This window comes from Microbulbifer mixtoriginis (SeqCode), assembly GCF_052467235.1.
On the sequence record NZ_CP174305.1, the window covers coordinates 2,579,595 to 2,605,926 of the forward strand.

A 26,332-nucleotide genomic window follows, 5' to 3' on the forward strand; every position below is an offset into this window, starting at 1 on the left:
TTTATGCTCAAGACGAGGGTTCCAGTTTTCGCAGTCGTGTAAAGCAGGCCTTTGACCAGGATACGCCAACAGTTAATGAGGCGGACGTAACCAAGGACTTCCTGCAGCGCACCTATGAAGCGGAAGATCCAAATTTGAATACTGAGATTCCAGATATCTCTCAACGTAATCAAGGCCCAAGAATTACTGTAAAAGAGTTTAAATTTCACAGGTTAGAAGAATACCCAGAGTTTGGTATTGAACGCGAAATTGTCGAAGAGATGGCAGAAAAGCTTCGCGTCAAATTTATGAAAGAGGATAAAATCCTCGCTAGTGGTTATACGGTTGATAACCTAGAGGAGTTAGCAGTTTTATTGGGTAATATGCAAGCCCAATTTAATCCAGGTGGTTTGGGACCTGCTGAACTCAAAAAACTCGTCAGTGTCATTGAGAAGCAGAATAAAGAGCGTGGTTTGAGTTACGCTGATCTGGAAGAAATTGCTGCGGAACTGACTAATTTTTATCGTCGCCAAGGACTTTTTCTCGCTCAGGTACAAATTCCTGCCCAAGATGTTGAGGATGGCGTTGTAACTCTGACGGTTCAAGAGGGATTGTTGGGGCAGGTCGCTGCTGAGGATAATAAAGAATACGCTCTGGAACAGCTGGCTAAGCCCTTTGAGAAACAAAAAGGTAAGCTAGTTAATCACGATAATATAGAAGAGGGTCTTTACCTTCTAAATGATTTGCCAGGCTTAAATGTTACCGGCTATTTTAGTGCAGGTGAAAATCCTGGTGAAACTAAGCTGAACTTGAAAGTACGGGATGCCACTAGCTGGAAAACCTCATTTAGGGTAGACAACCATGGATCGGAGTATACAGGTGACCAGAGATTTTATACGACCATAGACTGGTTGAATCCTCTGGGTATTGGAGATGCACTTACCATTGGCTATTTGAAATCGACTAATGTTTCCGATTTTGATTCTGATTTTGGTTCCGATCTTGGCCAGTTAAGGTACAGCCTTCCACTATTTGGACCGCGCACTAGGCTTCAGTTCTCTGCAGATTACAACGACTTTGTATTACGTAACGTCAAAGACCCAGATGACACCCTGAATTTACTGGATATTCATGGCGATAATAGCAGTTACGCATTAACGGTGGATCATAAATTTCGTCGCTCTAGAAGTTTCAATTTGACGGGCTCATTTGGGCTCACTGAGAAAAAGTCAAACTTACGGGCAATTAAAGCATTCGATGAACCCGGTGATCATGTATACGGCGGCGAACTAGGTTTTTATATGGACCACCTATCCAGTGGTTCGATTTCAATGCTAAATATTTTGAGTGCCAGAGTACAATATGGTGAGCATCAGAGGGAGCTGAAAGAGAATTTGCAAGTGCCCCGCGGTGATAGTTTTAGCAAGGTGTCTTTAAATAGTAATTCACTACTATTTTTGCCAATGCCGTTCACTAATGATCAGTCTCGCCTAATAATTAAAAGCCGTATACAGCAAAGCGATAATCCTCTGCCTGCGTTTGAGCAGATGTCCTTGGGGGGCGCTAATGGAGTTAGAGCCTTTGATGTACGAGACTTTTCTGCTGATAGGGCCGGACTTTTATCTGCCGAATGGTATCCCAGTTTCCCCGAAGTGGTGAACCCTATCTTATTTGGTCAGCGCCTAAACGATATGATGCAAATTGCGTTATTTGCCGATGTGGGTTACGGCATTGTGAATAACTATAAATCAGGGAAAGAGGATGACTGGGCCAGGCTTGCCGGAGGTGGCCTACTGTTCAAGTTTACCTGGAACGAATTCTTCTCCAGCAAAGTATCAGTCGGTTGGCCTATTGAAAAAGCCTCTTCCATCGAAGGTACTGGTGAAGATATAGATCAGCCTATGGTCTATGCCGATTTTTCCATTTTTTATAACTAATAATTCAGAATATCATCGATAGCTGAAGCTGACCTGACCGCTCTATGCAAGGTACCGGTATGAAAGCCAAAAAAAATACTCTTGAACTGAAAAAACTGACTTCTGCAATCAAGGTATCTCGCTTAGCGTATGCTGGCATGTTTGCAGGCTTACTAAGCCCTCTGGCACATGCGGGCCCGGAAGGCGGTGTGGTAACTGGTGGTAGTGGCACAATCGATGTGAATGGTACGATCACCACAATCGATCAAAATACTGATCTGCTCTCGATAGATTGGGATTCTTTTAATCTAAGTGCTGAAGAGTTGGTTAAGTTTCTTCAGCCAAATACCTCCTCAGTCGTACTCAACCGAATTTTGGATCAAAGTGCTAGTAAGATTCATGGCTCCATTGAAGCCAATGGCCACGTTATTCTAGTAAACCCGCGCGGGGTACTCTTTACCGAAAGTGCCACTATTAATGTTGGTGCCATTACCGCCTCTGGGCTCGATATGAGCCCAGAGGATTTTATGAATGGCGACTTTACCTTTAAGGGAGAGGACGGCTCCGCGGGCTTTGTTGTCAATAAAGGTGTTATCAATGCAGCCAGTGCTGTATTGGTAGGTAAACAAGTCACCAACGCCTCGTCAGGTCTGATTAGCGCAGAGCTGGTCAGTATGGCCGCTGCAGATGAAGCGATCCTTACCTTCGATGCCGACGGCATGATCGGTGTACAAGTTACTAAAGAGGTGATGGAAAACGACCTCGGTGTTGATAGCGCCGTTTTAAATGAAGGTAATATCGATGGTGCCCAGGTACTCCTGGAAGCGAGCGTATCTGGTGACTTATTTACTGCTGCAGTAAATAACGAAGGCACGATTAAAGCACAGGGAATCGACACCAGCGGAGGTAAAATCCGTTTATTTGGTTCGGGTTCCAGTGTCATCAATAGTGGCGAGTTACAAGCCGCTGGTTCCACGGGCGGTCAGGTGGTGCTCGAGGGTGATACTGCAGAACACAGTGGTGCGATTGATGTTCGTGGTAGCGCTGGCCGGGGCGGTCAGGCCATGGTTCTCGGCGATGAAGTGCTGGTCAGCGGCACCATAGATGCCCGTGGCACGACGGCAGGTGGTGAAGCATTAATCGGTGGAGATTATCAAGGAAAAAATTCCCGGATTCGTAATGCCAAAAAAACAACAGTCACTGAAGATGCTCATATTGACGCGAGTGGTTTAGGCGAAAGCGATGGTGGTGAGGTTATTGTTTGGGCCGACCATACTACGAATTTTGCCGGAACTATTTTAGCCGAGTCAGGTAAGCAAGGTGGTGATGGTGGTTTTGTCGAAACTTCAGGTAAGGTTTATCTTAACCTTGGTGAAGATGGCATGTATGTTTCTACATTAAGCCATGGCAAAGGAATTACAGGAGAATGGCTATTAGATCCAGGTTGGTTCGATATCCTAGATGATAGTTCAGAGGATGTTCCTGAGTGCATAAGTAACTGCATGAGTGTGGGTACATTACAGGACGCTTTAACTAATAATAGTGTAACTGTAAAAACAACTTCCGATAATACTGCAAATGCTGCTTGGAATAGTGGTAATGAAAGTTATTCTGGTGATTTTACTTATGGAATACGTATTCGAAATAACTTGAGTTGGAGCAGTAATACTACATTAACTCTAGATTCCCATGCTGGAGTAATGATACACCAAGATGCAACTGTAGATGCTGGTGGAGCTGGTAGCCTCTCTATCCTTGCCAAAACAGATGTGATTAATAACGGAACTATTCAAGGCCTAGTAAACTTTTCTGTGGCAACAGATGGTAGTTTCATTAATGCCGCATCGGCCGTATCGAATGATAGTTATTTTGGTTCCATAACTGCCGAGAATATTCAGATTATAGCTCAAGGGGATATCGAAAATAATCTGGATGGAGATAAGGTAGCAGAAATAGTTGCTAATAAGATTAATTTATCTACTGGTGGTTCTTTTAATAATTACGGTAAGATAAATTTTTCAGGTGTCTCAGATGGTCAGGGTGCTTTTGAAGGAGATAGTTTCGAATTAAAGGTTGGTCAAAAAGGTGAGGGCTCAACTAATTATCTTGGTAAGATTTATTTTGATGGTGCATCGCAAGCTACTTTCAACGTTTTAGGAGGCAGTGGTTCTGATATATTTGTTCTTAGTGATTGGCAAGATGAAGTATTCATCACTGGGAATAATGCATTTGATCTGGTATCAACCTCAACAAACCCTGATGAGACCAATGTAAATCATCTAAAATTGTCCTTTTCTAGCATCGAAACTCTTAATGCCGGTACTGGTGAAGATACCATACATGCTAAATCTGGAGAAACGGTTGCGCTCACCGGAATCGCAAAAGAACTCATTACCAGCAATATCGTATTTAAAGAGATTGAGGTAGCGGGTACTGGTGGTGAAAACCTTGTCGGTTCAGACTTAGCCGATACGATCGAGATTACCGGAGATAAGGCCTTCAAGGCCAATGAGATAGCCTTTACCGGTATCTCAAGTCTAAATACCGGTGAGGGTACCGATATAGTTAGTACGAGTGTGGCGAATAGCACATGGAGTCTATCGAATACAGATAAAAAAGCCACAAGCAGCGGAATTACCTTTACCAATATAGAAAAAGTCACCGCTTCAGATAATCAGGGCACACTGGAAAGTAAGAACGATGATAATGAATTTGCCCTGACTAGTGATGGACGTATTGATGTTGATGCTATTCGCTTTACTGGATTTACCACAATTGAGGGTAACGGTACTGCGTCACTAGATGCCAGTGCTATTAGTGGCAATCTTCTTTTGCTAGATGACAACAATGTAAAAGCAGATTTTACCGATGGCAATATTGTCGATATTACGATATCCGGTATTAATGAAGCGGTAGCGAGTAATCTGCTGGGTGCGGATATCGCTTATACAGTAAAAGATACCAACAAAGTTTTCGCTAAAGCGATCACCTTCTCCGGTGTTGATCGTATTGTTGATACTGGCTCTAGTGGAGCTGTTACCTCTGAGACCAGCGACCAGTGGGAACTCGTTTCTGCGGATAATGAAGTTAAGCACTCAGGCATTACTTTTGCAGGAATGCGTAGTCTGACGGGTGGTAATAACACCCTCGTTGGTGCCGCTGATAACGGAGATAGCTATCAGCTTTCCCTGACAGGCGATATCACCGTTGACTCCATGATCTTTAAAGGTATTCGCAATGTGAATGCGAATACGGATGATACTAATTATACGGACACGGTAGATGCAACCGGTGCAGTTACTCTTCAAGGTAATAATGCCTTTGGTGTAACCATCGATCCTAATGGTAGCAGCTATGACATCAACTTTAGTGGCATTGATGCGGTTACTAATACAGGAATTTTAACCGGCACCACGGGTGCAGACACCTTCACCGTAGAGGGTGATAATAAGCTGCGCAGCAAAGGCATCCAGTTCTCGGATGTGAGCTCTGTATTAGCCGGCAACGATACTAATATTGCCGACACCGTGAATGCAAAGGCTGGAGAAACGGTTGCACTCACCGGAATCGCAAAAGAACTGATTACCAGCAATATCTTATTTAAACAGATTGAGATTGCGGGTACTGGTGGTGAAAACCTTGTCGGCTCAGACTTAGCCGATACGATCGAGATTACTGGGGACAAGGCCTTCAAGGCCAATGAGATAGCCTTTACCGGTATTGCAAGCCTCAATACCGGTGCGGGTACAGACAGTATTATTGACGGTACTGGGCAAACCGGCAGCCAGTGGATTTTGGGATCCGGAAATAAAGAGATCACAGGCTACAATATTGCCTTCAGTGATGTAGAAACTATCCAGGCAAATGTTGGCGAGTTGGTTGGCAGAAATGACCAAGATGAAATCTTTACGCTTTCTGCTTACACAGATAATGGACAGCAAAAGACCCAGATTGATACTAAAGGCATGGCCTTTACCGGTATTGATATTTTAAGCGCTGGGGACTCAAGCTCTTTTACAGACACGATTAACAGTAGTGTTAACAATAGAAACTGGGCGCTCACAGCGAGTGATAATCAGGTAGAGCATGCCGATGTCATCATCAACGATGCTGATATATTCAGTGGCGGCAATGGAATACTGCAGGGTGCGTCCAATAGCAATGATAGCTACCAAATTGTAAAAAATGCTGATAGCACAACGGCGATCCAAGTTGATGGGATGCACTTTAATGGGCTTACCCGAGTGGAAGCCGGAGCACATGCTGGTGTTAACACAACAGATATTTTGATCGGTACCGACGGGGCCGATACGTTTGGTTTCCTTAGCGGCGAATTACATACTTACGGTATCAGCTTCACCGGTATTGAAGAAGTTAATGCTGGAGGCACAAGTAATGATGGCATTTCTGATCAACTGAATACAGAAACTGATGTAAATCTCACCGGAAATCAAGAAGAGCTGCGCAATGCCAATATCCTGTTCAAAGATATTGAACAGGTCGCCTTTATTAACAACTCGAACGGCAAGATTGTCGGATCGGCTATAGATGACAGCTTTATCATAGCCAGTACCGGTGACAAGCTCACGGCTAATAATATCGACTTTACTGGCTTCAATAAAACGATTGATACCGGCGAGGGCACTGACACCGTTAGTACGCTTGTAGCCAACAGTACATGGAGTCTCTCGAATACAGATAAAGAAGCCACAAGCAGCGGAATTACCTTTACCAATATAGAAAAAGTCACCGCTTCAGATAATCAGGGCACACTGGAAAGTAAGAACGATGATAATGAATTTGCCCTGACTAGTGATGGACGTATTGATGCTGATGCTATTCGCTTTACTGGATTTACCACAATTGAGGGTAACGGTACTGCGTCACTAGATGCCAGTGCTATTAGTGGCAATCTTCTTTTGCTAGATGACAACAATGTAAAAGCAGATTTTACCGATGGCAATATTGTCGATATTACGATATCCGGTATTAATGAAGCGGTAGCGAGTAATCTGCTGGGTGCGGATATCGCTTATACAGTAAAAGATACCAACAAAGTTTTCGCTAAAGCGATCACCTTCTCCGGTGTTGATCGTATTGTTGATACTGGCTCTAGTGGAGCTGTTACCTCTGAGACCAGCGACCAGTGGGAACTCGTTTCTGCGGATAATGAAGTTAAGCACTCAGGCATTACTTTTGCAGGAATGCGTAGTCTGACGGGTGGTAATAACACCCTCGTTGGTGCCGCTGATAACGGAGATAGCTATCAGCTTTCCCTGACAGGCGATATCACCGTTGACTCCATGATCTTTAAAGGTATTCGCAATGTGAATGCGAATACGGATGATACTAATTATACGGACACGGTAGATGCAACCGGTGCAGTTACTCTTCAAGGTAATAATGCCTTTGGTGTAACCATCGATCCTAATGGTAGCAGCTATGACATCAACTTTAGTGGCATTGATGCGGTTACTAATACAGGAATTTTAACCGGCACCACGGGTGCAGACACCTTCACCGTAGAGGGTGATAATAAGCTGCGCAGCAAAGGCATCCAGTTCTCGGATGTGAGCTCTGTATTAGCCGGCAACGATACTAATATTGCCGACACCGTGAATGCAAAGGCTGGAGAAACGGTTGCACTCACCGGAATCGCAAAAGAACTGATTACCAGCAATATCTTATTTAAACAGATTGAGATTGCGGGTACTGGTGGTGAAAACCTTGTCGGCTCAGACTTAGCCGATACGATCGAGATTACTGGGGACAAGGCCTTCAAGGCCAATGAGATAGCCTTTACCGGTATTGCAAGCCTCAATACCGGTGCGGGTACAGACAGTATTATTGACGGTACTGGGCAAACCGGCAGCCAGTGGATTTTGGGATCCGGAAATAAAGAGATCACAGGCTACAATATTGCCTTCAGTGATGTAGAAACTATCCAGGCAAATGTTGGCGAGTTGGTTGGCAGAAATGACCAAGATGAAATCTTTACGCTTTCTGCTTACACAGATAATGGACAGCAAAAGACCCAGATTGATACTAAAGGCATGGCCTTTACCGGTATTGATATTTTAAGCGCTGGGGACTCAAGCTCTTTTACAGACACGATTAACAGTAGTGTTAACAATAGAAACTGGGCGCTCACAGCGAGTGATAATCAGGTAGAGCATGCCGATGTCATCATCAACGATGCTGATATATTCAGTGGCGGCAATGGAATACTGCAGGGTGCGTCCAATAGCAATGATAGCTACCAAATTGTAAAAAATGCTGATAGCACAACGGCGATCCAAGTTGATGGGATGCACTTTAATGGGCTTACCCGAGTGGAAGCCGGAGCACATGCTGGTGTTAACACAACAGATATTTTGATCGGTACCGACGGGGCCGATACGTTTGGTTTCCTTAGCGGCGAATTACATACTTACGGTATCAGCTTCACCGGTATTGAAGAAGTTAATGCTGGAGGCACAAGTAATGATGGCATTTCTGATCAACTGAATACAGAAACTGATGTAAATCTCACCGGAAATCAAGAAGAGCTGCGCAATGCCAATATCCTGTTCAAAGATATTGAACAGGTCGCCTTTATTAACAACTCGAACGGCAAGATTGTCGGATCGGCTATAGATGACAGCTTTATCATAGCCAGTACCGGTGACAAGCTCACGGCTAATAATATCGACTTTACTGGCTTCAATAAAACGATTGATACCGGCGAGGGCACTGACACCGTTAGTACGCTTGTAGCCAACAGTACATGGAGTCTCTCGAATACAGATAAAGAAGCCACAAGCAGCGGAATTACCTTTACCAATATAGAAAAAGTCACCGCTTCAGATAATCAGGGCACACTGGAAAGTAAGAACGATGATAATGAATTTGCCCTGACTAGTGATGGACGTATTGATGCTGATGCTATTCGCTTTACTGGATTTACCACAATTGAGGGTAACGGTACTGCGTCACTAGATGCCAGTGCTATTAGTGGCAATCTTCTTTTGCTAGATGACAACAATGTAAAAGCAGATTTTACCGATGGCAATATTGTCGATATTACGATATCCGGTATTAATGAAGCGGTAGCGAGTAATCTGCTGGGTGCGGATATCGCTTATACAGTAAAAGATACCAACAAAGTTTTCGCTAAAGCGATCACCTTCTCCGGTGTTGATCGTATTGTTGATACTGGCTCTAGTGGAGCTGTTACCTCTGAGACCAGCGACCAGTGGGAACTCGTTTCTGCGGATAATGAAGTTAAGCACTCAGGCATTACTTTTGCAGGAATGCGTAGTCTGACGGGTGGTAATAACACCCTCGTTGGTGCCGCTGATAACGGAGATAGCTATCAGCTTTCCCTGACAGGCGATATCACCGTTGACTCCATGATCTTTAAAGGTATTCGCAATGTGAATGCGAATACGGATGATACTAATTATACGGACACGGTAGATGCAACCGGTGCAGTTACTCTTCAAGGTAATAATGCCTTTGGTGTAACCATCGATCCTAATGGTAGCAGCTATGACATCAACTTTAGTGGCATTGATGCGGTTACTAATACAGGAATTTTAACCGGCACCACGGGTGCAGACACCTTCACCGTAGAGGGTGATAATAAGCTGCGCAGCAAAGGCATCCAGTTCTCGGATGTGAGCTCTGTATTAGCCGGCAACGATACTAATATTGCCGACACCGTGAATGCAAAGGCTGGAGAAACGGTTGCACTCACCGGAATCGCAAAAGAACTGATTACCAGCAATATCTTATTTAAACAGATTGAGATTGCGGGTACTGGTGGTGAAAACCTTGTCGGCTCAGACTTAGCCGATACGATCGAGATTACTGGGGACAAGGCCTTCAAGGCCAATGAGATAGCCTTTACCGGTATTGCAAGCCTCAATACCGGTGCGGGTACAGACAGTATTATTGACGGTACTGGGCAAACCGGCAGCCAGTGGATTTTGGGATCCGGAAATAAAGAGATCACAGGCTACAATATTGCCTTCAGTGATGTAGAAACTATCCAGGCAAATGTTGGCGAGTTGGTTGGCAGAAATGACCAAGATGAAATCTTTACGCTTTCTGCTTACACAGATAATGGACAGCAAAAGACCCAGATTGATACTAAAGGCATGGCCTTTACCGGTATTGATATTTTAAGCGCTGGGGACTCAAGCTCTTTTACAGACACGATTAACAGTAGTGTTAACAATAGAAACTGGGCGCTCACAGCGAGTGATAATCAGGTAGAGCATGCCGATGTCATCATCAACGATGCTGATATATTCAGTGGCGGCAATGGAATACTGCAGGGTGCGTCCAATAGCAATGATAGCTACCAAATTGTAAAAAATGCTGATAGCACAACGGCGATCCAAGTTGATGGGATGCACTTTAATGGGCTTACCCGAGTGGAAGCCGGAGCACATGCTGGTGTTAACACAACAGATATTTTGATCGGTACCGACGGGGCCGATACGTTTGGTTTCCTTAGCGGCGAATTACATACTTACGGTATCAGCTTCACCGGTATTGAAGAAGTTAATGCTGGAGGCACAAGTAATGATGGCATTTCTGATCAACTGAATACAGAAACTGATGTAAATCTCACCGGAAATCAAGAAGAGCTGCGCAATGCCAATATCCTGTTCAAAGATATTGAACAGGTCGCCTTTATTAACAACTCGAACGGCAAGATTGTCGGATCGGCTATAGATGACAGCTTTATCATAGCCAGTACCGGTGACAAGCTCACGGCTAATAATATCGACTTTACTGGCTTCAATAAAACGATTGATACCGGCGAGGGCACTGACACCGTTAGTACGCTTGTAGCCAACAGTACATGGAGTCTCTCGAATACAGATAAAGAAGCCACAAGCAGCGGAATTACCTTTACCAATATAGAAAAAGTCACCGCTTCAGATAATCAGGGCACACTGGAAAGTAAGAATACTGATAACGAATTTGCCCTGGCCAGCGATGGACGTATTAATGCTGATGCTATTCGCTTTACTGGATTTACCACAATTGAGGGGAACGGTACTGCATCACTAGATGCCAGTGCTATTAGTGGCAATCTTCTTTTGCTAGATGACAACAACGTAAAAGCAGATTTTACCGATGGCAATATTATCGATATTACGATATCCGGTATTAATGAAGCGGTGGCGAGTAATCTGCTGGGTGCGGATATCGCTTATACAGTAAAAGATACCAACAAAGTTTTCGCTAAAGCGATCACCTTCTCCGGTGTTGATCGTATTGTTGATACTGGCTCTAGTGGAGCTGTTACCTCTGAGACCAGTGACCAGTGGGAACTCGTTTCTGCGGATAATGAAGTTAAGCACTCAGGCATTACTTTTGCAGGAATGCGTAGTCTGACGGGTGGTAATAACACCCTCGTTGGTGCCGCTGATAACGGAGATAGCTATCAGCTTTCCCTGACAGGCGATATCACCGTTGACTCCATGATCTTTAAAGGTATTCGCAATGTGAATGCGAATACGGATGATACTAATTATACGGACACGGTAGATGCAACCGGTGCAGTTACTCTTCAAGGTAATAATGCCTTTGGTGTAACCATCGATCCTAATGGTAGCAGCTATGACATCAACTTTAGTGGCATTGATGCGGTTACTAATACAGGAATTTTAACCGGCACCACGGGTGCAGACACCTTCACCGTAGAGGGTGATAATAAGCTGCGCAGCAAAGGCATCCAGTTCTCGGATGTGAGCTCTGTATTAGCCGGCAACGATACTAATATTGCCGACACTGTGAATGCAAAGGCTGGAGAAACGGTTGCACTCACCGGAATCGCAAAAGAACTGATTACCAGCAATATCTTATTTAAACAGATTGAGATTGCGGGTACTGGTGGTGAAAACCTTGTCGGCTCAGACTTAGCCGATACGATCGAGATTACTGGGGACAAGGCCTTCAAGGCCAATGAGATAGCCTTTACCGGTATTGCAAGCCTCAATACCGGTGCGGGTACAGACAGTATTATTGACGGTACTGGGCAAACCGGCAGCCAGTGGATTTTGGGATCCGGAAATAAAGAGATCACAGGCTACAATATTGCCTTCAGTGATGTAGAAACTATCCAGGCAAATGTTGGCGAGTTGGTTGGCAGAAATGACCAAGATGAAATCTTTACGCTTTCTGCTTACACAGATAATGGACAGCAAAAGACCCAGATTGATACTAAAGGCATGGCCTTTACCGGTATTGATATTTTAAGCGCTGGGGACTCAAGCTCTTTTACAGACACGATTAACAGTAGTGTTAACAATAGAAACTGGGCGCTCACAGCGAGTGATAATCAGGTAGAGCATGCCGATGTCATCATCAACGATGCTGATATATTCAGTGGCGGCAATGGAATACTGCAGGGTGCGTCTAATAGCAATGATAGCTACCAAATTGTAAAAAATGCTGATAGCACAACGGCGATCCAAGTTGATGGGATGCACTTTAATGGGCTTACCCGAGTGGAAGCCGGAGCACATGCTGGTGTTAACACAACAGATATTTTGATCGGTACCGACGGGGCCGATACGTTTGGTTTCCTTAGCGGCGAATTACATACTTACGGTATCAGCTTCACCGGTATTGAAGAAGTTAATGCTGGAGGCACAAGTAATGATGGCATTTCTGATCAACTGAATACAGAAACTGATGTAAATCTCACCGGAAATCAAGAAGAGCTGCGCAATGCCAATATCCTGTTCAAAGATATTGAACAGGTCGCCTTTATTAACAACTCGAACGGCAAGATTGTCGGATCGGCTATAGATGACAGCTTTATCATAGCCAGTACCGGTGACAAGCTCACGGCTAATAATATCGACTTTACTGGCTTCAATAAAACGATTGATACCGGCGAGGGCACTGACACCGTTAGTACGCTTGTAGCCAACAGTACATGGAGTCTCTCGAATACAGATAAAGAAGCCACAAGCAGCGGAATTACCTTTACCAATATAGAAAAAGTCACCGCTTCAGATAATCAGGGCACACTGGAAAGTAAGAATACTGATAACGAATTTGCCCTGACCAGCGATGGACGTATTAATGCTGATGCTATTCGCTTTACTGGATTTACCACAATTGAGGGGAACGGTACTGCATCACTAGATGCCAGTGCTATTAGTGGCAATCTTCTTTTGCTAGATGACAACAACGTAAAAGCAGATTTTACCGATGGCAATATTATCGATATTACGATATCCGGTATTAATGAAGCGGTGGCGAGTAATCTGCTGGGTGCGGATATCGCTTATACAGTAAAAGATACCAACAAAGTTTTCGCTAAAGCGATCACCTTCTCCGGTGTTGATCGTATTGTTGATACTGGCTCTAGTGGAGCTGTTACCTCTGAGACCAGCGACCAGTGGGAACTCGTTTCTGCGGATAATGAAGTTAAGCACTCAGGCATTACTTTTGCAGGAATGCGTAGTCTGACGGGTGGTAATAACACCCTCGTTGGTGCCGCTGATAACGGAGATAGCTATCAGCTTTCCCTGACAGGCGATATCACCGTTGACTCCATGATCTTTAAAGGTATTCGCAATGTGAATGCGAATACGGATGATACTAATTATACGGACACGGTAGATGCAACCGGTGCAGTTACTCTTCAAGGTAATAATGCCTTTGGTGTAACCATCGATCCTAATGGTAGCAGCTATGACATCAACTTTAGTGGCATTGATGCGGTTACTAATACAGGAATTTTAACCGGCACCACGGGTGCAGACACCTTCACCGTAGAGGGTGATAATAAGCTGCGCAGCAAAGGCATCCAGTTCTCGGATGTGAGCTCTGTATTAGCCGGCAACGATACTAATATTGCCGACACCGTGAATGCAAAGGCTGGAGAAACGGTTGCACTCACCGGAATCGCAAAAGAACTGATTACCAGCAATATCTTATTTAAACAGATTGAGGTAGCGGGTACTGGTGGTGAAAACCTTGTCGGCTCAGACTTAGCCGATACGATCGAGATTACTGGGGACAAGGCCTTCAAGGCCAATGAGATAGCCTTTACCGGTATTGCAAGCCTCAATACCGGTGCGGGTACAGACAGTATTATTGACGGTACTGGGCAAACCGGCAGCCAGTGGATTTTGGGATCCGGAAATAAAGAGATCACAGGCTACAATATTGCCTTCAGTGATGTAGAAACTATCCAGGCAAATGTTGGCGAGTTGGTTGGCAGAAATGACCAAGATGAAATCTTTACGCTTTCTGCTTACACAGATAATGGACAGCAAAAGACCCAGATTGATACTAAAGGCATGGCCTTTACCGGTATTGATATTTTAAGCGCTGGGGACTCAAGCTCTTTTACAGACACGATTAACAGTAGTGTTAACAATAGAAACTGGGCGCTCACAGCGAGTGATAATCAGGTAGAGCATGCCGATGTCATCATCAACGATGCTGATATATTCAGTGGCGGCAATGGAATACTGCAGGGTGCGTCTAATAGCAATGATAGCTACCAAATTGTAAAAAATGCTGATAGCACAACGGCGATCCAAGTTGATGGGATGCACTTTAATGGGCTTACCCGAGTGGAAGCCGGAGCACATGTTGGTGTTAATACATCGGATATTTTACTAGGCACCAATGATAAAGAAATATTTACTTTTAATGACAGTGCTGAGCTACAGGTTAATGGCTTAACGTTTACTGGTCTTGAGTCTGTCAATGCTTTGGGCGGCGATGATTATGTAGATGCCGAAAATTACTCTAATGGTCTGGAGCTAACAGGTATTGCTGGAGAGTTACGTCTTTACTCTCAGGGGTTACTTTTCCAGGATATTGAAGACGCTTACACGACAACTCTCTATGGCACCGATAATGTTGATGCTTTCAGCATAATTGAAAACGGAAATGACAACCTTGTTGTTGCCTCATCGATCGATTTTACTGGGGTGACAATTGTCGATGCATTGGGAGGGCAGGACACCTTATCCGTCGATGAGGCAAATCTAGAAAATGGAAAAATCAACGGGATCCAATTCGTTAATCTCAGTGACATTATCTCCAGTAGCATTGTTATTGGGGCGTCCCAAGAAGGAGATTTTTATGTATTAGGGGATGGGTTGGTTTCATCTGATACTGATTCGCAAAATCCTGGATATGAATTTAATTTCACTGGTGTAACAAGTGTTAAAACAAATGGCTATGCAAGAACTGTAACTGGTTTACTTGGCCACAACTGGATAATTAATAACGCTAATACTGCGACGAATAATGGCATTACATTTTTTGATGTCTCTTACTTAATTGCAAAGAATGCAGGTTTAGAAGGGTACTCAAATTTAGGCTGGGCTTTGACTGCTAATGATAATGAAGTAAGTCATGCAGGAATTATTATAAAAAATGCGAATTTAATTAGTGGAGGCGGTAGCACGCTGGCGGGCAAAGAAGGCTTCGCTGACACCTACACCTTCCTAGATGGCGGCAGCCAGGGTCAGTTGGTGAAGGTGGACAATATGCAGTTCGCCGGCCTCAGCACGGTCGCCGCCGCCGGTGGTGATGACACCGTGATTGGCCAGGCGGGCCAAGGTTGGGCCCTGACCGACAATGAGAATGAAGTAGAGCACGGCGCGATCACCATCCAGAACGCCGAGTTTATCAGCGGCGGCATCAGCACCCTGATGGGGGGAGACTTCGCTGACACCTACACCTTCCTCGACGGCGGCAGCCAGGGTCAGTTGGTGAAGGTGGACAATATGCAGTTCGCCGGCCTCAGCACGGTCGCCGCCGCCGGTGGTGATGACACCGTGATCGGTCAGGCGGGCCAAGGTTGGGCCCTGACCGACAATGAGAATGAAGTAGAGCACGGCGCGATCACCATCCAGAACGCCGAGTTTATCAGCGGCGGCATCAGCACCCTGATGGGGGGAGACTTCGCTGACACCTACACCTTCCTCGACGGCGGCAGCCAGGGTCAGTTGGTGAAGGTGGACAATATGCAGTTCGCCGGCCTCAGCACGGTCGCCGCCGCCGGTGGTGATGACACCGTGATCGGTCAGGCGGGCCAAGGTTGGGCCCTGACCGACAATGAGAATGAAGTAGAGCACGGCGCGATCACCATCCAGAACGCCGAGTTTATCAGCGGCGGCATCAGCACCCTGATGGGGGGAGACTTCGCTGACACCTACACCTTCCTCGACGGCGGCAGCCAGGGTCAGTTGGTGAAGGTGGACAATATGCAGTTCGCCGGCCTCAGCACGGTCGCCGCCGCCGGTGGTGATGACACCGTGATTGGCCAGGCGGGCCAAGGTTGGGCCCTGACCGACAATGAGAATGAAGTAGAGCACGGCGCGATCACCATCCAGAACGCCGAGTTTATCAGCGGCGGCATCAGCACCCTGATGGGGGGAGACTTCGCTGACACCTACACCTTCCTCGACGGCGGCAGCCAGGGTCAGTTGGTGAAGGTGGACAATATGCAGTTCGCCGGCCTCAGCACGGTCGCCGCCGCCGGTGGTGATGACACCGTGATTGGCCAGGCGGGCCAAGGTTGGGCCCTGACCGACAATGAGAATGAAGTAGAGCACGGCGCGATCACCATCCAGAACGCCGAGTTTATCAGCAGCGGCATCAGCACCCTGATGGGGGGAGACTTCGCTGACACCTACACCTTCCTCGACGGCGGCAGCCAGGGTCAGTTGGTGAAGGTGGACAATATGCAGTTCGCCGGCCTCAGCACGGTCGCCGCCGCCGGTGGTGATGACACCGTGATTGGCCAGGCGGGCCAAGGTTGGGCCCTGACCGACAATGAGAATGAAGTAGAGCACGGCGCGATCACCATCCAGAACGCCGAGTTTATCAGCAGCGGCATCAGCACCCTGATGGGGGGAGACTTCGCTGACACCTACACCTTCCTCGACGGCGGCAGCCAGGGTCAGTTGGTGAAGGTGGACAATATGCAGTTCGCCGGCCTCAGCACGGTCGCCGCCGCCGGTGGTGATGACACCGTGATTGGCCAGGCGGGCCAAGGTTGGGCCCTGACCGACAATGAGAATGAAGTAGAGCACGGCGCGATCACCATCCAGAACGCCGAGTTTATCAGCGGCGGCATCAGCACCCTGATGGGGGGAGACTTCGCTGACACCTACACCTTCCTCGACGGCGGCAGCCAGGGTCAGTTGGTGAAGGTGGACAATATGCAGTTCGCCGGCCTCAGCACGGTCGCCGCCGCCGGTGGTGATGACACCGTGATTGGCCAGGCGGGCCAAGGTTGGGCCCTGACCGACAATGAGAATGAAGTAGAGCACGGCGCGATCACCATCCAGAACGCCGAGTTTATCAGCGGCGGCATCAGCACCCTGATGGGGGGAGACTTCGCTGACACCTACACCTTCCTCGACGGCGGCAGCCAGGGTCAGTTGGTGAAGGTGGACAATATGCAGTTCGCCGGCCTCAGCACGGTCGCCGCCGCCGGTGGTGATGACACCGTGATTGGCCAGGCGGGCCAAGGTTGGGCCCTGACCGACAATGAGAATGAAGTAGAGCACGGCGCGATCACCATCCAGAACGCCGAGTTTATCAGCGGCGGCACCAGCACGCTGGCGGGGGGAGACTTCGCAGACACCTACACCTTCCTCGACGGCGGCAGCCAGGGTCAGTTGGTGAAGGTGGACGATATGCAGTTCGCCGGCCTCAGCACGGTCGCCGCCGCCGGTGGTGATGACACCGTGATCGGTCAGGCGGGCCAAGGTTGGGCCCTGACCGACAATGAGAATGAAGTAGAGCACGGCGCGATCACCATCCAGAACGCCGAGTTTATCAGCGGCGGCATCAGCACCCTGATGGGGGGAGACTTCGCTGACACCTACACCTTCCTCGACGGCGGCAGCCAGGGTCAGTTGGTGAAGGTGGACAATATGCAGTTCGCCGGCCTCAGCACGGTCGCCGCCGCCGGTGGTGATGACACCGTGATTGGCCAGGCGGGCCAAGGTTGGGCCCTGACCGACAATGAGAATGAAGTAGAGCACGGCGCGATCACCATCCAGAACGCCGAGTTTATCAGCGGCGGCATCAGCACCCTGATGGGGGGAGACTTCGCTGACACCTACACCTTCCTCGACGGCGGCAGCCAGGGTCAGTTGGTGAAGGTGGACAATATGCAGTTCGCCGGCCTCAGCACGGTCGCCGCCGCCGGTGGTGATGACACCGTGATTGGCCAGGCGGGGCAAGGTTGGGCCCTGACCGACAATGAGAATGAAGTAGAGCACGGCGCGATCACCATCCAGAACGCCGAGTTTATCAGCGGCGGCATCAGCACCCTGATGGGGGGAGACTTCGCTGACACCTACACCTTCCTCGACGGCGGCAGCCAGGGTCAGTTGGTGAAGGTGGACAATATGCAGTTCGCCGGCCTCAGCACGGTCGCCGCCGCCGGTGGTGATGACACCGTGATTGGCCAGGCGGGCCAAGGTTGGGCCCTGACCGACAATGAGAATGAAGTAGAGCACGGCGCGATCACCATCCAGAACGCCGAGTTTATCAGCGGCGGCATCAGCACCCTGATGGGGGGAGACTTCGCTGACACCTACACCTTCCTCGACGGCGGCAGCCAGGGTCAGTTGGTGAAGGTGGACAATATGCAGTTCGCCGGCCTCAGCACGGTCGCCGCCGCCGGTGGTGATGACACCGTGATCGGTCAGGCGGGCCAAGGTTGGGCCCTGACCGACAATGAGAATGAAGTAGAGCACGGCGCGATCACCATCCAGAACGCCGAGTTTATCAGCGGCGGCATCAGCACCCTGATGGGGGGAGACTTCGCTGACACCTACACCTTCCTCGACGGCGGCAGCCAGGGTCAGTTGGTGAAGGTGGACAATATGCAGTTCGCCGGCCTCAGCACGGTCGCCGCCGCCGGTGGTGATGACACCGTGATTGGCCAGGCGGGCCAAGGTTGGGCCCTGACCGACAATGAGAATGAAGTAGAGCACGGCGCGATCACCATCCAGAACGCCGAGTTTATCAGCGGCGGCATCAGCACCCTGATGGGGGGAGACTTCGCTGACACCTACACCTTCCTCGACGGCGGCAGCCAGGGTCAGTTGGTGAAGGTGGACAATATGCAGTTCGCCGGCCTCAGCACGGTCGCCGCCGCCGGTGGTGATGACACCGTGATTGGCCAGGCGGGCCAAGGTTGGGCCCTGACCGACAATGAGAATGAAGTAGAGCACGGCGCGATCACCATCCAGAACGCCGAGTTTATCAGCAGCGGCATCAGCACCCTGATGGGGGGAGACTTCGCTGACACCTACACCTTCCTCGACGGCGGCAGCCAGGGTCAGTTGGTGAAGGTGGACAATATGCAGTTCGCCGGCCTCAGCACGGTCGCCGCCGCCGGTGGTGATGACACCGTGATTGGCCAGGCGGGCCAAGGTTGGGCCCTGACCGACAATGAGAATGAAGTAGAGCACGGCGCGATCACCATCCAGAACGCCGAGTTTATCAGCGGCGGCATCAGCACCCTGATGGGGGGAGACTTCGCTGACACCTACACCTTCCTCGACGGCGGCAGCCAGGGTCAGTTGGTGAAGGTGGACAATATGCAGTTCGCCGGCCTCAGCACGGTCGCCGCCGCCGGTGGTGATGACACCGTGATTGGCCAGGCGGGCCAAGGTTGGGCCCTGACCGACAATGAGAATGAAGTAGAGCACGGCGCGATCACCATCCAGAACGCCGAGTTTATCAGCGGCGGCATCAGCACCCTGATGGGGGGAGACTTCGCTGACACCTACACCTTCCTCGACGGCGGCAGCCAGGGTCAGTTGGTGAAGGTGGACAATATGCAGTTCGCCGGCCTCAGCACGGTCGCCGCCGCCGGTGGTGATGACACCGTGATTGGCCAGGCGGGCCAAGGTTGGGCCCTGACCGACAATGAGAATGAAGTAGAGCACGGCGCGATCACCATCCAGAACGCCGAGTTTATCAGCGGCGGCACCAGCACGCTGGCGGGGGGAGACTTCGCAGACACCTACACCTTCCTCGACGGCGGCAGCCAGGGTCAGTTGGTGAAGGTGGACGATATGCAGTTCGCCGGCCTCAGCACGGTCGCCGCCGCCGGTGGTGATGACACCGTGATCGGTCAGGCGGGCCAAGGTTGGGCCCTGACCGACAATGAGAATGAAGTAGAGCACGGCGCGATCACCATCCAGAACGCCGAGTTTATCAGCGGCGGCATCAGCACCCTGATGGGGGGAGACTTCGCTGACACCTACACCTTCCTCGACGGCGGCAGCCAGGGTCAGTTGGTGAAGGTGGACAATATGCAGTTCGCCGGCCTCAGCACGGTCGCCGCCGCCGGTGGTGATGACACCGTGATTGGCCAGGCGGGCCAAGGTTGGGCCCTGACCGACAATGAGAATGAAGTAGAGCACGGCGCGATCACCATCCAGAACGCCGAGTTTATCAGCGGCGGCATCAGCACCCTGATGGGGGGAGACTTCGCTGACACCTACACCTTCCTCGACGGCGGCAGCCAGGGTCAGTTGGTGAAGGTGGACAATATGCAGTTCGCCGGCCTCAGCACGGTCGCCGCCGCCGGTGGTGATGACACCGTGATTGGCCAGGCGGGGCAAGGTTGGGCCCTGACCGACAATGAGAATGAAGTAGAGCACGGCGCGATCACCATCCAGAACGCCGAGTTTATCAGCGGCGGCATCAGCACCCTGATGGGGGGAGACTTCGCTGACACCTACACCTTCCTCGACGGCGGCAGCCAGGGTCAGTTGGTGAAGGTGGACAATATGCAGTTCGCCGGCCTCAGCACGGTCGCCGCCGCCGGTGGTGATGACACCGTGATTGGCCAGGCGGGCCAAGGTTGGGCCCTGACCGACAATGCGAATGAAGTAGAGCACGGCGCGATCACCATCCAGAACGCCGAGTTCATCAGCGGCGGCACCAGCACGCTGGCGGGTGGAGAACATACGGACACTTTCACCTTAAGTAAGTCCGGAGCGGATGCCATAGTGCGAGTCGACAACATGACATTTATGGAACTTGATTCTGTGGATGCAGGCGAAGGCTCAGACACTATTGTGGCTACAAGTGATATAGCTGGAGAAACCTGGGTATTGGGATTAGGCCGCGGTGCTCTTGCTGTTGCAGGTGTGAGCTTTGAGGGCATTGAGCAGGTTGATGCAGACAACGTGTCGCTGGACGCATCAACAAATAATCAGGCAGACACTTTCGAACTGGCCAAAACTGGGAAATCGCTCAAAGCGCGGGGTATTGAGTTCTCGTCTGTTGCTAGCGTTTCTGCGGGAAGTGGTAACGAAGATAGCGATACGATTCAGAGCGATGCGGGAAGTTGGCAGTTAGCTGGTACTGCAAATGCCCTTGAGGTGAATGGTGTTCAATTTAGCGGTATTGATCATGTAGAAACTAATAATGCACAGTTATACGGTACTGATGCTGATGATGTCTTAGCCCTAACTGAGTCTGGAATCGCCACTGCGGGAATAGCATTTACAGGCATTACTAAAGTCAGCAGTGAGGGAGGTACTGACCATCTTGTAGGTACCTCTGGCAAGGATACATTTGTTCTGGCTTCCAATGGTGATATTACTGCTGCGGGTATTCTCTTTACCGGGCTTGAAAGTGTGGATACTGGTGAGGGTGAGGACACTGTTAATGCAGCCGGTAGTGGCGCTAGCTGGACATCTTCCAGTAATGGCAGCTCCCTAGAAAACGGAGCGGCTCAAGCCAGGGTGAATGGCCTTACTGTTCTGTTTGATAATCTTGAGATGGTCCAGGGAGTGGGTACATATATTGGCCAGGACATCGGCAGTAACTATGTCTTCGATAGCCTCAACAGCATGACAGTTGCCGGGGTCACTTTTGCGGATCTGGAGAGCCTGAGTGCGGGCAGTGGAAACGATACTATCGAGGGGGCCAATATCGATGCGGTTTGGGATATCAACGATGCGCAGAGTACCGTAAGCGGCAATAACAAAAAGCTTGTGTTTAGCGGTATTGAAACGATAAATGCGGGTAGTGGCCAGGATACTTTTAATTTAAATGGCGGTGAGCTTGCTTCAATAGATACCGGTGCAGGTAATGACACGGTCATACTCTCTGCAACCACCATCGATAGTATTTCCCTGGGAGAGGGGGATGACTACGTGGAAGTGAATGAGAATAGCTCTGACACAGTAGCACTCTCTGGTGGCAGCGGAAGTGATTCCTTCCAGTACAACCTTGCTGGTGATACTTGGCAGGTGAAATCCTCTGGTAACAAAGTAGGCAACTTTAGCTTCTCTGATTTTGAGTTCCTTGATAACACTTCCAGTAATCTCATGTTAGAAACAGACTTTGCTTTTGATTTTGAAAATGGCGGTGTTAATTCCGGCAGCTTCAACAAAAGCGGCGTAGGTTTGCGATTTGCTGGCAGTGGTATGCGTCTCGGTTACGATGGATCAGGGGATATTAATGTACTTAGCAGTGCCACGGGTACTATTGGCGGTAGCCTCAAAGCTAAGCGTGCAGATTTGGTGGTCAGCGGCGATGTCAATATTGAGTCCGATGTCGATGTCCTTGCTATCTCTACTTCCGGGCCGGATGTCGATATTACGGTGCTGGCGAAAGACAACCTACTGATTGATGAAATCAATGCGGGTCGCGGTAACGTTCAGCTGGCGAGTGAGGGCTTTGGCATGCTCACCGCTGAAACCTACGGCGATACCCATATCACAGCGGGCAATATCACTCTGGGTACCGATACTCAGCTCTGGAGTATTATCGGTAGCGAGTTGGTGCCGCTGCGTATGGATGCGCTTACCAATGTGGCAATTGTTTCTGTCTCCTACTACGAGCCTGAATTTATTGGGCAGGTACCGAACTTCACTAGTAAGGGTGACGAGCTGCAGTCTATCGCTGGTGCCCAGGCATCCCAGGGATTGCGCTCCGCAATCCAAAATGGTGTTGAGGACTTCACCCAGGTTGACCCGGCGATTTTCAGTGCGGTGAAACCTTACAGTAGTGGAGTGGATGCGGTGAATTCCCCGGAAATGCGTTTGAGATCCGGTGAGTTGTTACCTGCAGCGGGACTTTCCGGAACCGATGAGGAAGATCCGGAATTCGATGCCAGGCTGGAAGAGAGCCAGGATGTTACTGTCGACTACCGCGAGCAGGAGACCTTGGCCTCCATTAATTCAGGGGGCTGATGGTCCCTAGAAGACTTTAAAATACCGAACCGGCCCCAGTGGCCGGTTTTTTTATGGGCGTTTGTATTGGAAATATCTGGGGACTTTTCGTGGGTAAGATTTACATAAGCCGCAACGAAAAAAGGCCGACTCTTTCGAGTCAGCCTTTTTGGAATTGGTGCCCAGGAGAGGACTTGAACCTCCACGACCGTTAGGTCACTAGCACCTGAAGCTAGCGCGTCTACCAATTCCGCCACCTGGGCAAATCAACGTGTGCTCCGTTGAGGACGCGAACTATAGAGATCTGCAGGGGGAGTGTCAACGGTTTCTTAGCGCTTATTTCAACATTTTACCCAAAGGTCTGGAAATGTGCTGAAATCGCTTATAATGCGTTCAACAGCGGCGAAACATTGAACAAAAACTCTCTACCTCCGCCGCCTGCCTTTGACCGGATAACCTCCGGAAGCCGCCTCAATGGGCGGTTATCTCAACAACGGATGCTGTTTTGACACACAAAAATACTTCAGGCCCCCTCAACGCTGACCCTCATGCCCAGCGAGAGGCGGAAAAATATGAAAAGCCTATCCCCAGCCGAGAATATTTGCTGCAACTTTTGGAGCAGCAGGCGGAACCGGTGCCCTGGGAATTTGTTGCCAACCTTCTTGAATTAGAGGATGAAGACCGGCGTGAAGGGGTGCGCCGACGCCTAATCGCCATGTCCCGAGATGGCCAGATTGCCAGCAATCGCTCCGGTGATTTTGGTGTGCTGGACAAAATGAGCCTGGTTCGTGGCCGCGTTATTGGCCACCGCGACGGTTTTGGTTTCGTTGTGCCCACGGATGGTGACGGCGATTTATTTTTGTCCCATCGACAAATGCGCAAAGTCTTTGACGGCGATGAGGTGCTGGTGCGGGAGACTCCCGGCGGCTTTCGCGGCAAGCGTGAAGGTGCCGTGGTTCGGGTAATCAAGCACAATACCGAACAGCTGGCTGGGCGCCTTTACCGGGAAAATGGTATCTGTTTTGTGCGGCCCGATAACCCCCGCGTGAACCTCGATGTGATGGTAGCGGCAGAAGATGCCGCCGGTGCCGAACACGGCCAATATGTCGTGGTAAAAATTGTCACACAACCTGGGCGTGACCGCGTACCCCAGGGGGAAGTGCTGGAAGTGCTCGGCGACCATTTGGCACCGGGCATGGAGATCGATGTCGCGATCCGCAACTATGGCATCCCCCATATCTGGCCCGCGGCCTTACAGGCGGAAGTGGATGCCATTGCCAATGAAGTGCTGGAAGAGGATAAAAAAGCGCGGGTTGATTTGCGCCAATTACCCCTGGTCACTATTGATGGTGAGGATGCCCGCGATTTTGATGATGCAGTTTACTGTGAGCTTTTGCCTGACAACAGTTGGAAGCTGCTGGTAGCCATTGCCGATGTGTCTCACTATGTGCGCCCCGGCTCGGTGCTCGATGAGGAGGCCCATAGCCGTGGCAACTCGGTTTATTTTCCCGACTTTGTCGTGCCTATGCTGCCGGAGAAATTGTCTAATGGGCTCTGCTCATTAAATCCGGAGGTAGACCGCTTGTGTATGGTGTGCGAGATGCACATTGATCGCAGCGGTGAAATTACCGATTACCGTTTCTTTGAAGGTTTGATGCGCAGTCATGCGCGTCTGACTTATACCCAGGTAGGGCAGGTATTAGAAGAACGGGACAATCGCGATAGTGGTCTGCGTAAGCAGTTTGCCGCACTGGTTCCACATCTGGATAATTTGCACGATTTGTACCTGGCGTTGCGCAGTGCCCGCGATCGGCGTGGGGCGATAGATTTTGAAACCACCGAAACCCGTATTCTGTTTGACAGCGAACGCAAGATTGAGCGCATAGTGCCGGTTACGCGCAACGATGCGCATAAACTGATCGAAGAGTGCATGTTGGCGGCCAATGTCTGTGCGGCGGATTTAATGGAGCTGTCGGAATTACCGGCTCTCTATCGTGTGCACGATGCCCCGAAAGAAGAAAAACTCAGCAACTTGCGCGAGTACCTCGGTGAGCTGGGATTGCGACTGCCCGGTGGCTCGGAGCCACAGCCTGCGGATTTTCAGGCGTTACTGGAGCAGGTCGAGGGCCGTGCGGATGCCCATATAATTCAAGTGATGTTACTGCGTTCCATGAATCAGGCGGTCTATCAACCGGAAAATCGCGGCCACTTTGGCTTGGATTATCGCGCCTATGCCCATTTCACCTCACCCATTCGCCGCTATCCCGATTTGCTGTTGCACCGTGCCCTGCGCTGGCTAATTCGCAATGGTAGTGCCAATGAAGCCGCAGTGGTGCAGAAGGTATACAGCGTGCCGGGTGCCAGGCCCATCGATCGACAGCAGATACTGCCCTACGATATGCCGGCGATGTTACAGCTCGGCGAACAGTGTTCCATGACTGAACGCCGTGCAGACGATGCTACCCGCGATGTGGTTAGCTGGCTCAAGTGCGAATATTTGCAGGATCATGTGGGTGAAGTTTATTCCGGCGTAATTAGTGCGGTAACGGGGTTCGGCTTATTTGTCGAGCTTAATGATCTTTTTGTTGAGGGGTTGATCCACGTGACCGCGCTGCCAAAAGATTATTACCGCTTTGAGCAGGCGCACCAGCGTTTAATCGGCGAACGCAGTGGCAAACGCTACCATCTAGGTGACTCAGTTAGCGTTCAGGTGGCGCGGGTCGATCTTGAAGAGCGCAAAGTAGACTTTATTCTCGAGGAATTGGTGCCGCGTCAAAAGGCCTCCCGTGCTAAGAAAGAAACGACTAAGGTCAGTGCCCGCGCGATGGAAATGGCTGTAGAGCATCAATTGGAGCGGGAGCGGCGCAGCAAGCAGAAAAAAGACAGCAGCCGTAAATTACATGCCAGCCCCTGGGGAAAGCGCGCAGAAACCTCAGCGGAAGTAGCGCCTATTCGCAAACGTAAGGTCGGCTCCAAAGAAGCGGTCCCTGTGGCAGAGCTGACGGAGGATAAGCCCAGTACGAGCAAGAAAAAATCAAGCGAGGATGCCGACAAGCAAAAAACTGAGGCGCCGGCAAAGCGTCGCGGAAGCAAGCGCACTCCCACACGCAAAGGCGGTAAACGCCCAGCGGTAGCTGCGCGCAAGGCTGCACAGAAAGCAGAAAAGGCCAAAACGCGTAGCGGCAAAGTTAAAAAGAAGAAGAAAGCTTCTTCTACCAGTAAAAAGAAAAAGTGATT

The 26,332-nt window shown here is 49.7% G+C and carries 3 protein-coding genes and 1 tRNA gene; 3 read left to right on the forward strand and 1 reads right to left on the reverse strand.

What is annotated here, in order from left to right; all coding sequences use genetic code 11:
- The first annotated feature begins 134 nt into the window (after window positions 1-134).
- Window positions 135-1,916: a ShlB/FhaC/HecB family hemolysin secretion/activation protein gene (locus tag ACJJIO_RS11375; protein ID WP_444908536.1), complete on the forward strand. Its 1,782-nt coding sequence runs from the start codon at window positions 135-137 to the stop codon at window positions 1,914-1,916.
- A 59-nt stretch (window positions 1,917-1,975) separates the two neighbouring features.
- Window positions 1,976-23,116: a filamentous hemagglutinin N-terminal domain-containing protein gene (locus ACJJIO_RS11380; protein ID WP_444908537.1), complete on the forward strand. Its 21,141-nt coding sequence runs from the start codon at window positions 1,976-1,978 to the stop codon at window positions 23,114-23,116.
- A gap of 155 nt (window positions 23,117-23,271) precedes the next feature.
- Here ACJJIO_RS11380 and ACJJIO_RS11385 read toward each other — a convergent pair.
- Window positions 23,272-23,358 (reverse strand) — tRNA-Leu (locus ACJJIO_RS11385).
- A gap of 242 nt (window positions 23,359-23,600) precedes the next feature.
- Between ACJJIO_RS11385 and rnr the strand changes: the two genes are divergently transcribed.
- The gene (gene rnr, locus ACJJIO_RS11390; protein ID WP_444908538.1) at window positions 23,601-26,330 is read left to right on the forward strand and encodes a ribonuclease R; all 2,730 of its coding nucleotides are present in this window, start codon (window positions 23,601-23,603) and stop codon (window positions 26,328-26,330) included.
- Window positions 26,331-26,332: the final 2 nt, after the last annotated feature.

What these genes read in the sequence shown, in the direction of transcription:
- ACJJIO_RS11380 (WP_444908537.1), top strand. Translation starts at nt 1,976, where the DNA reads ATGAAAGCCAAAAAAAATACTCTTGAACTGAAAAAACTGACTTCTGCA.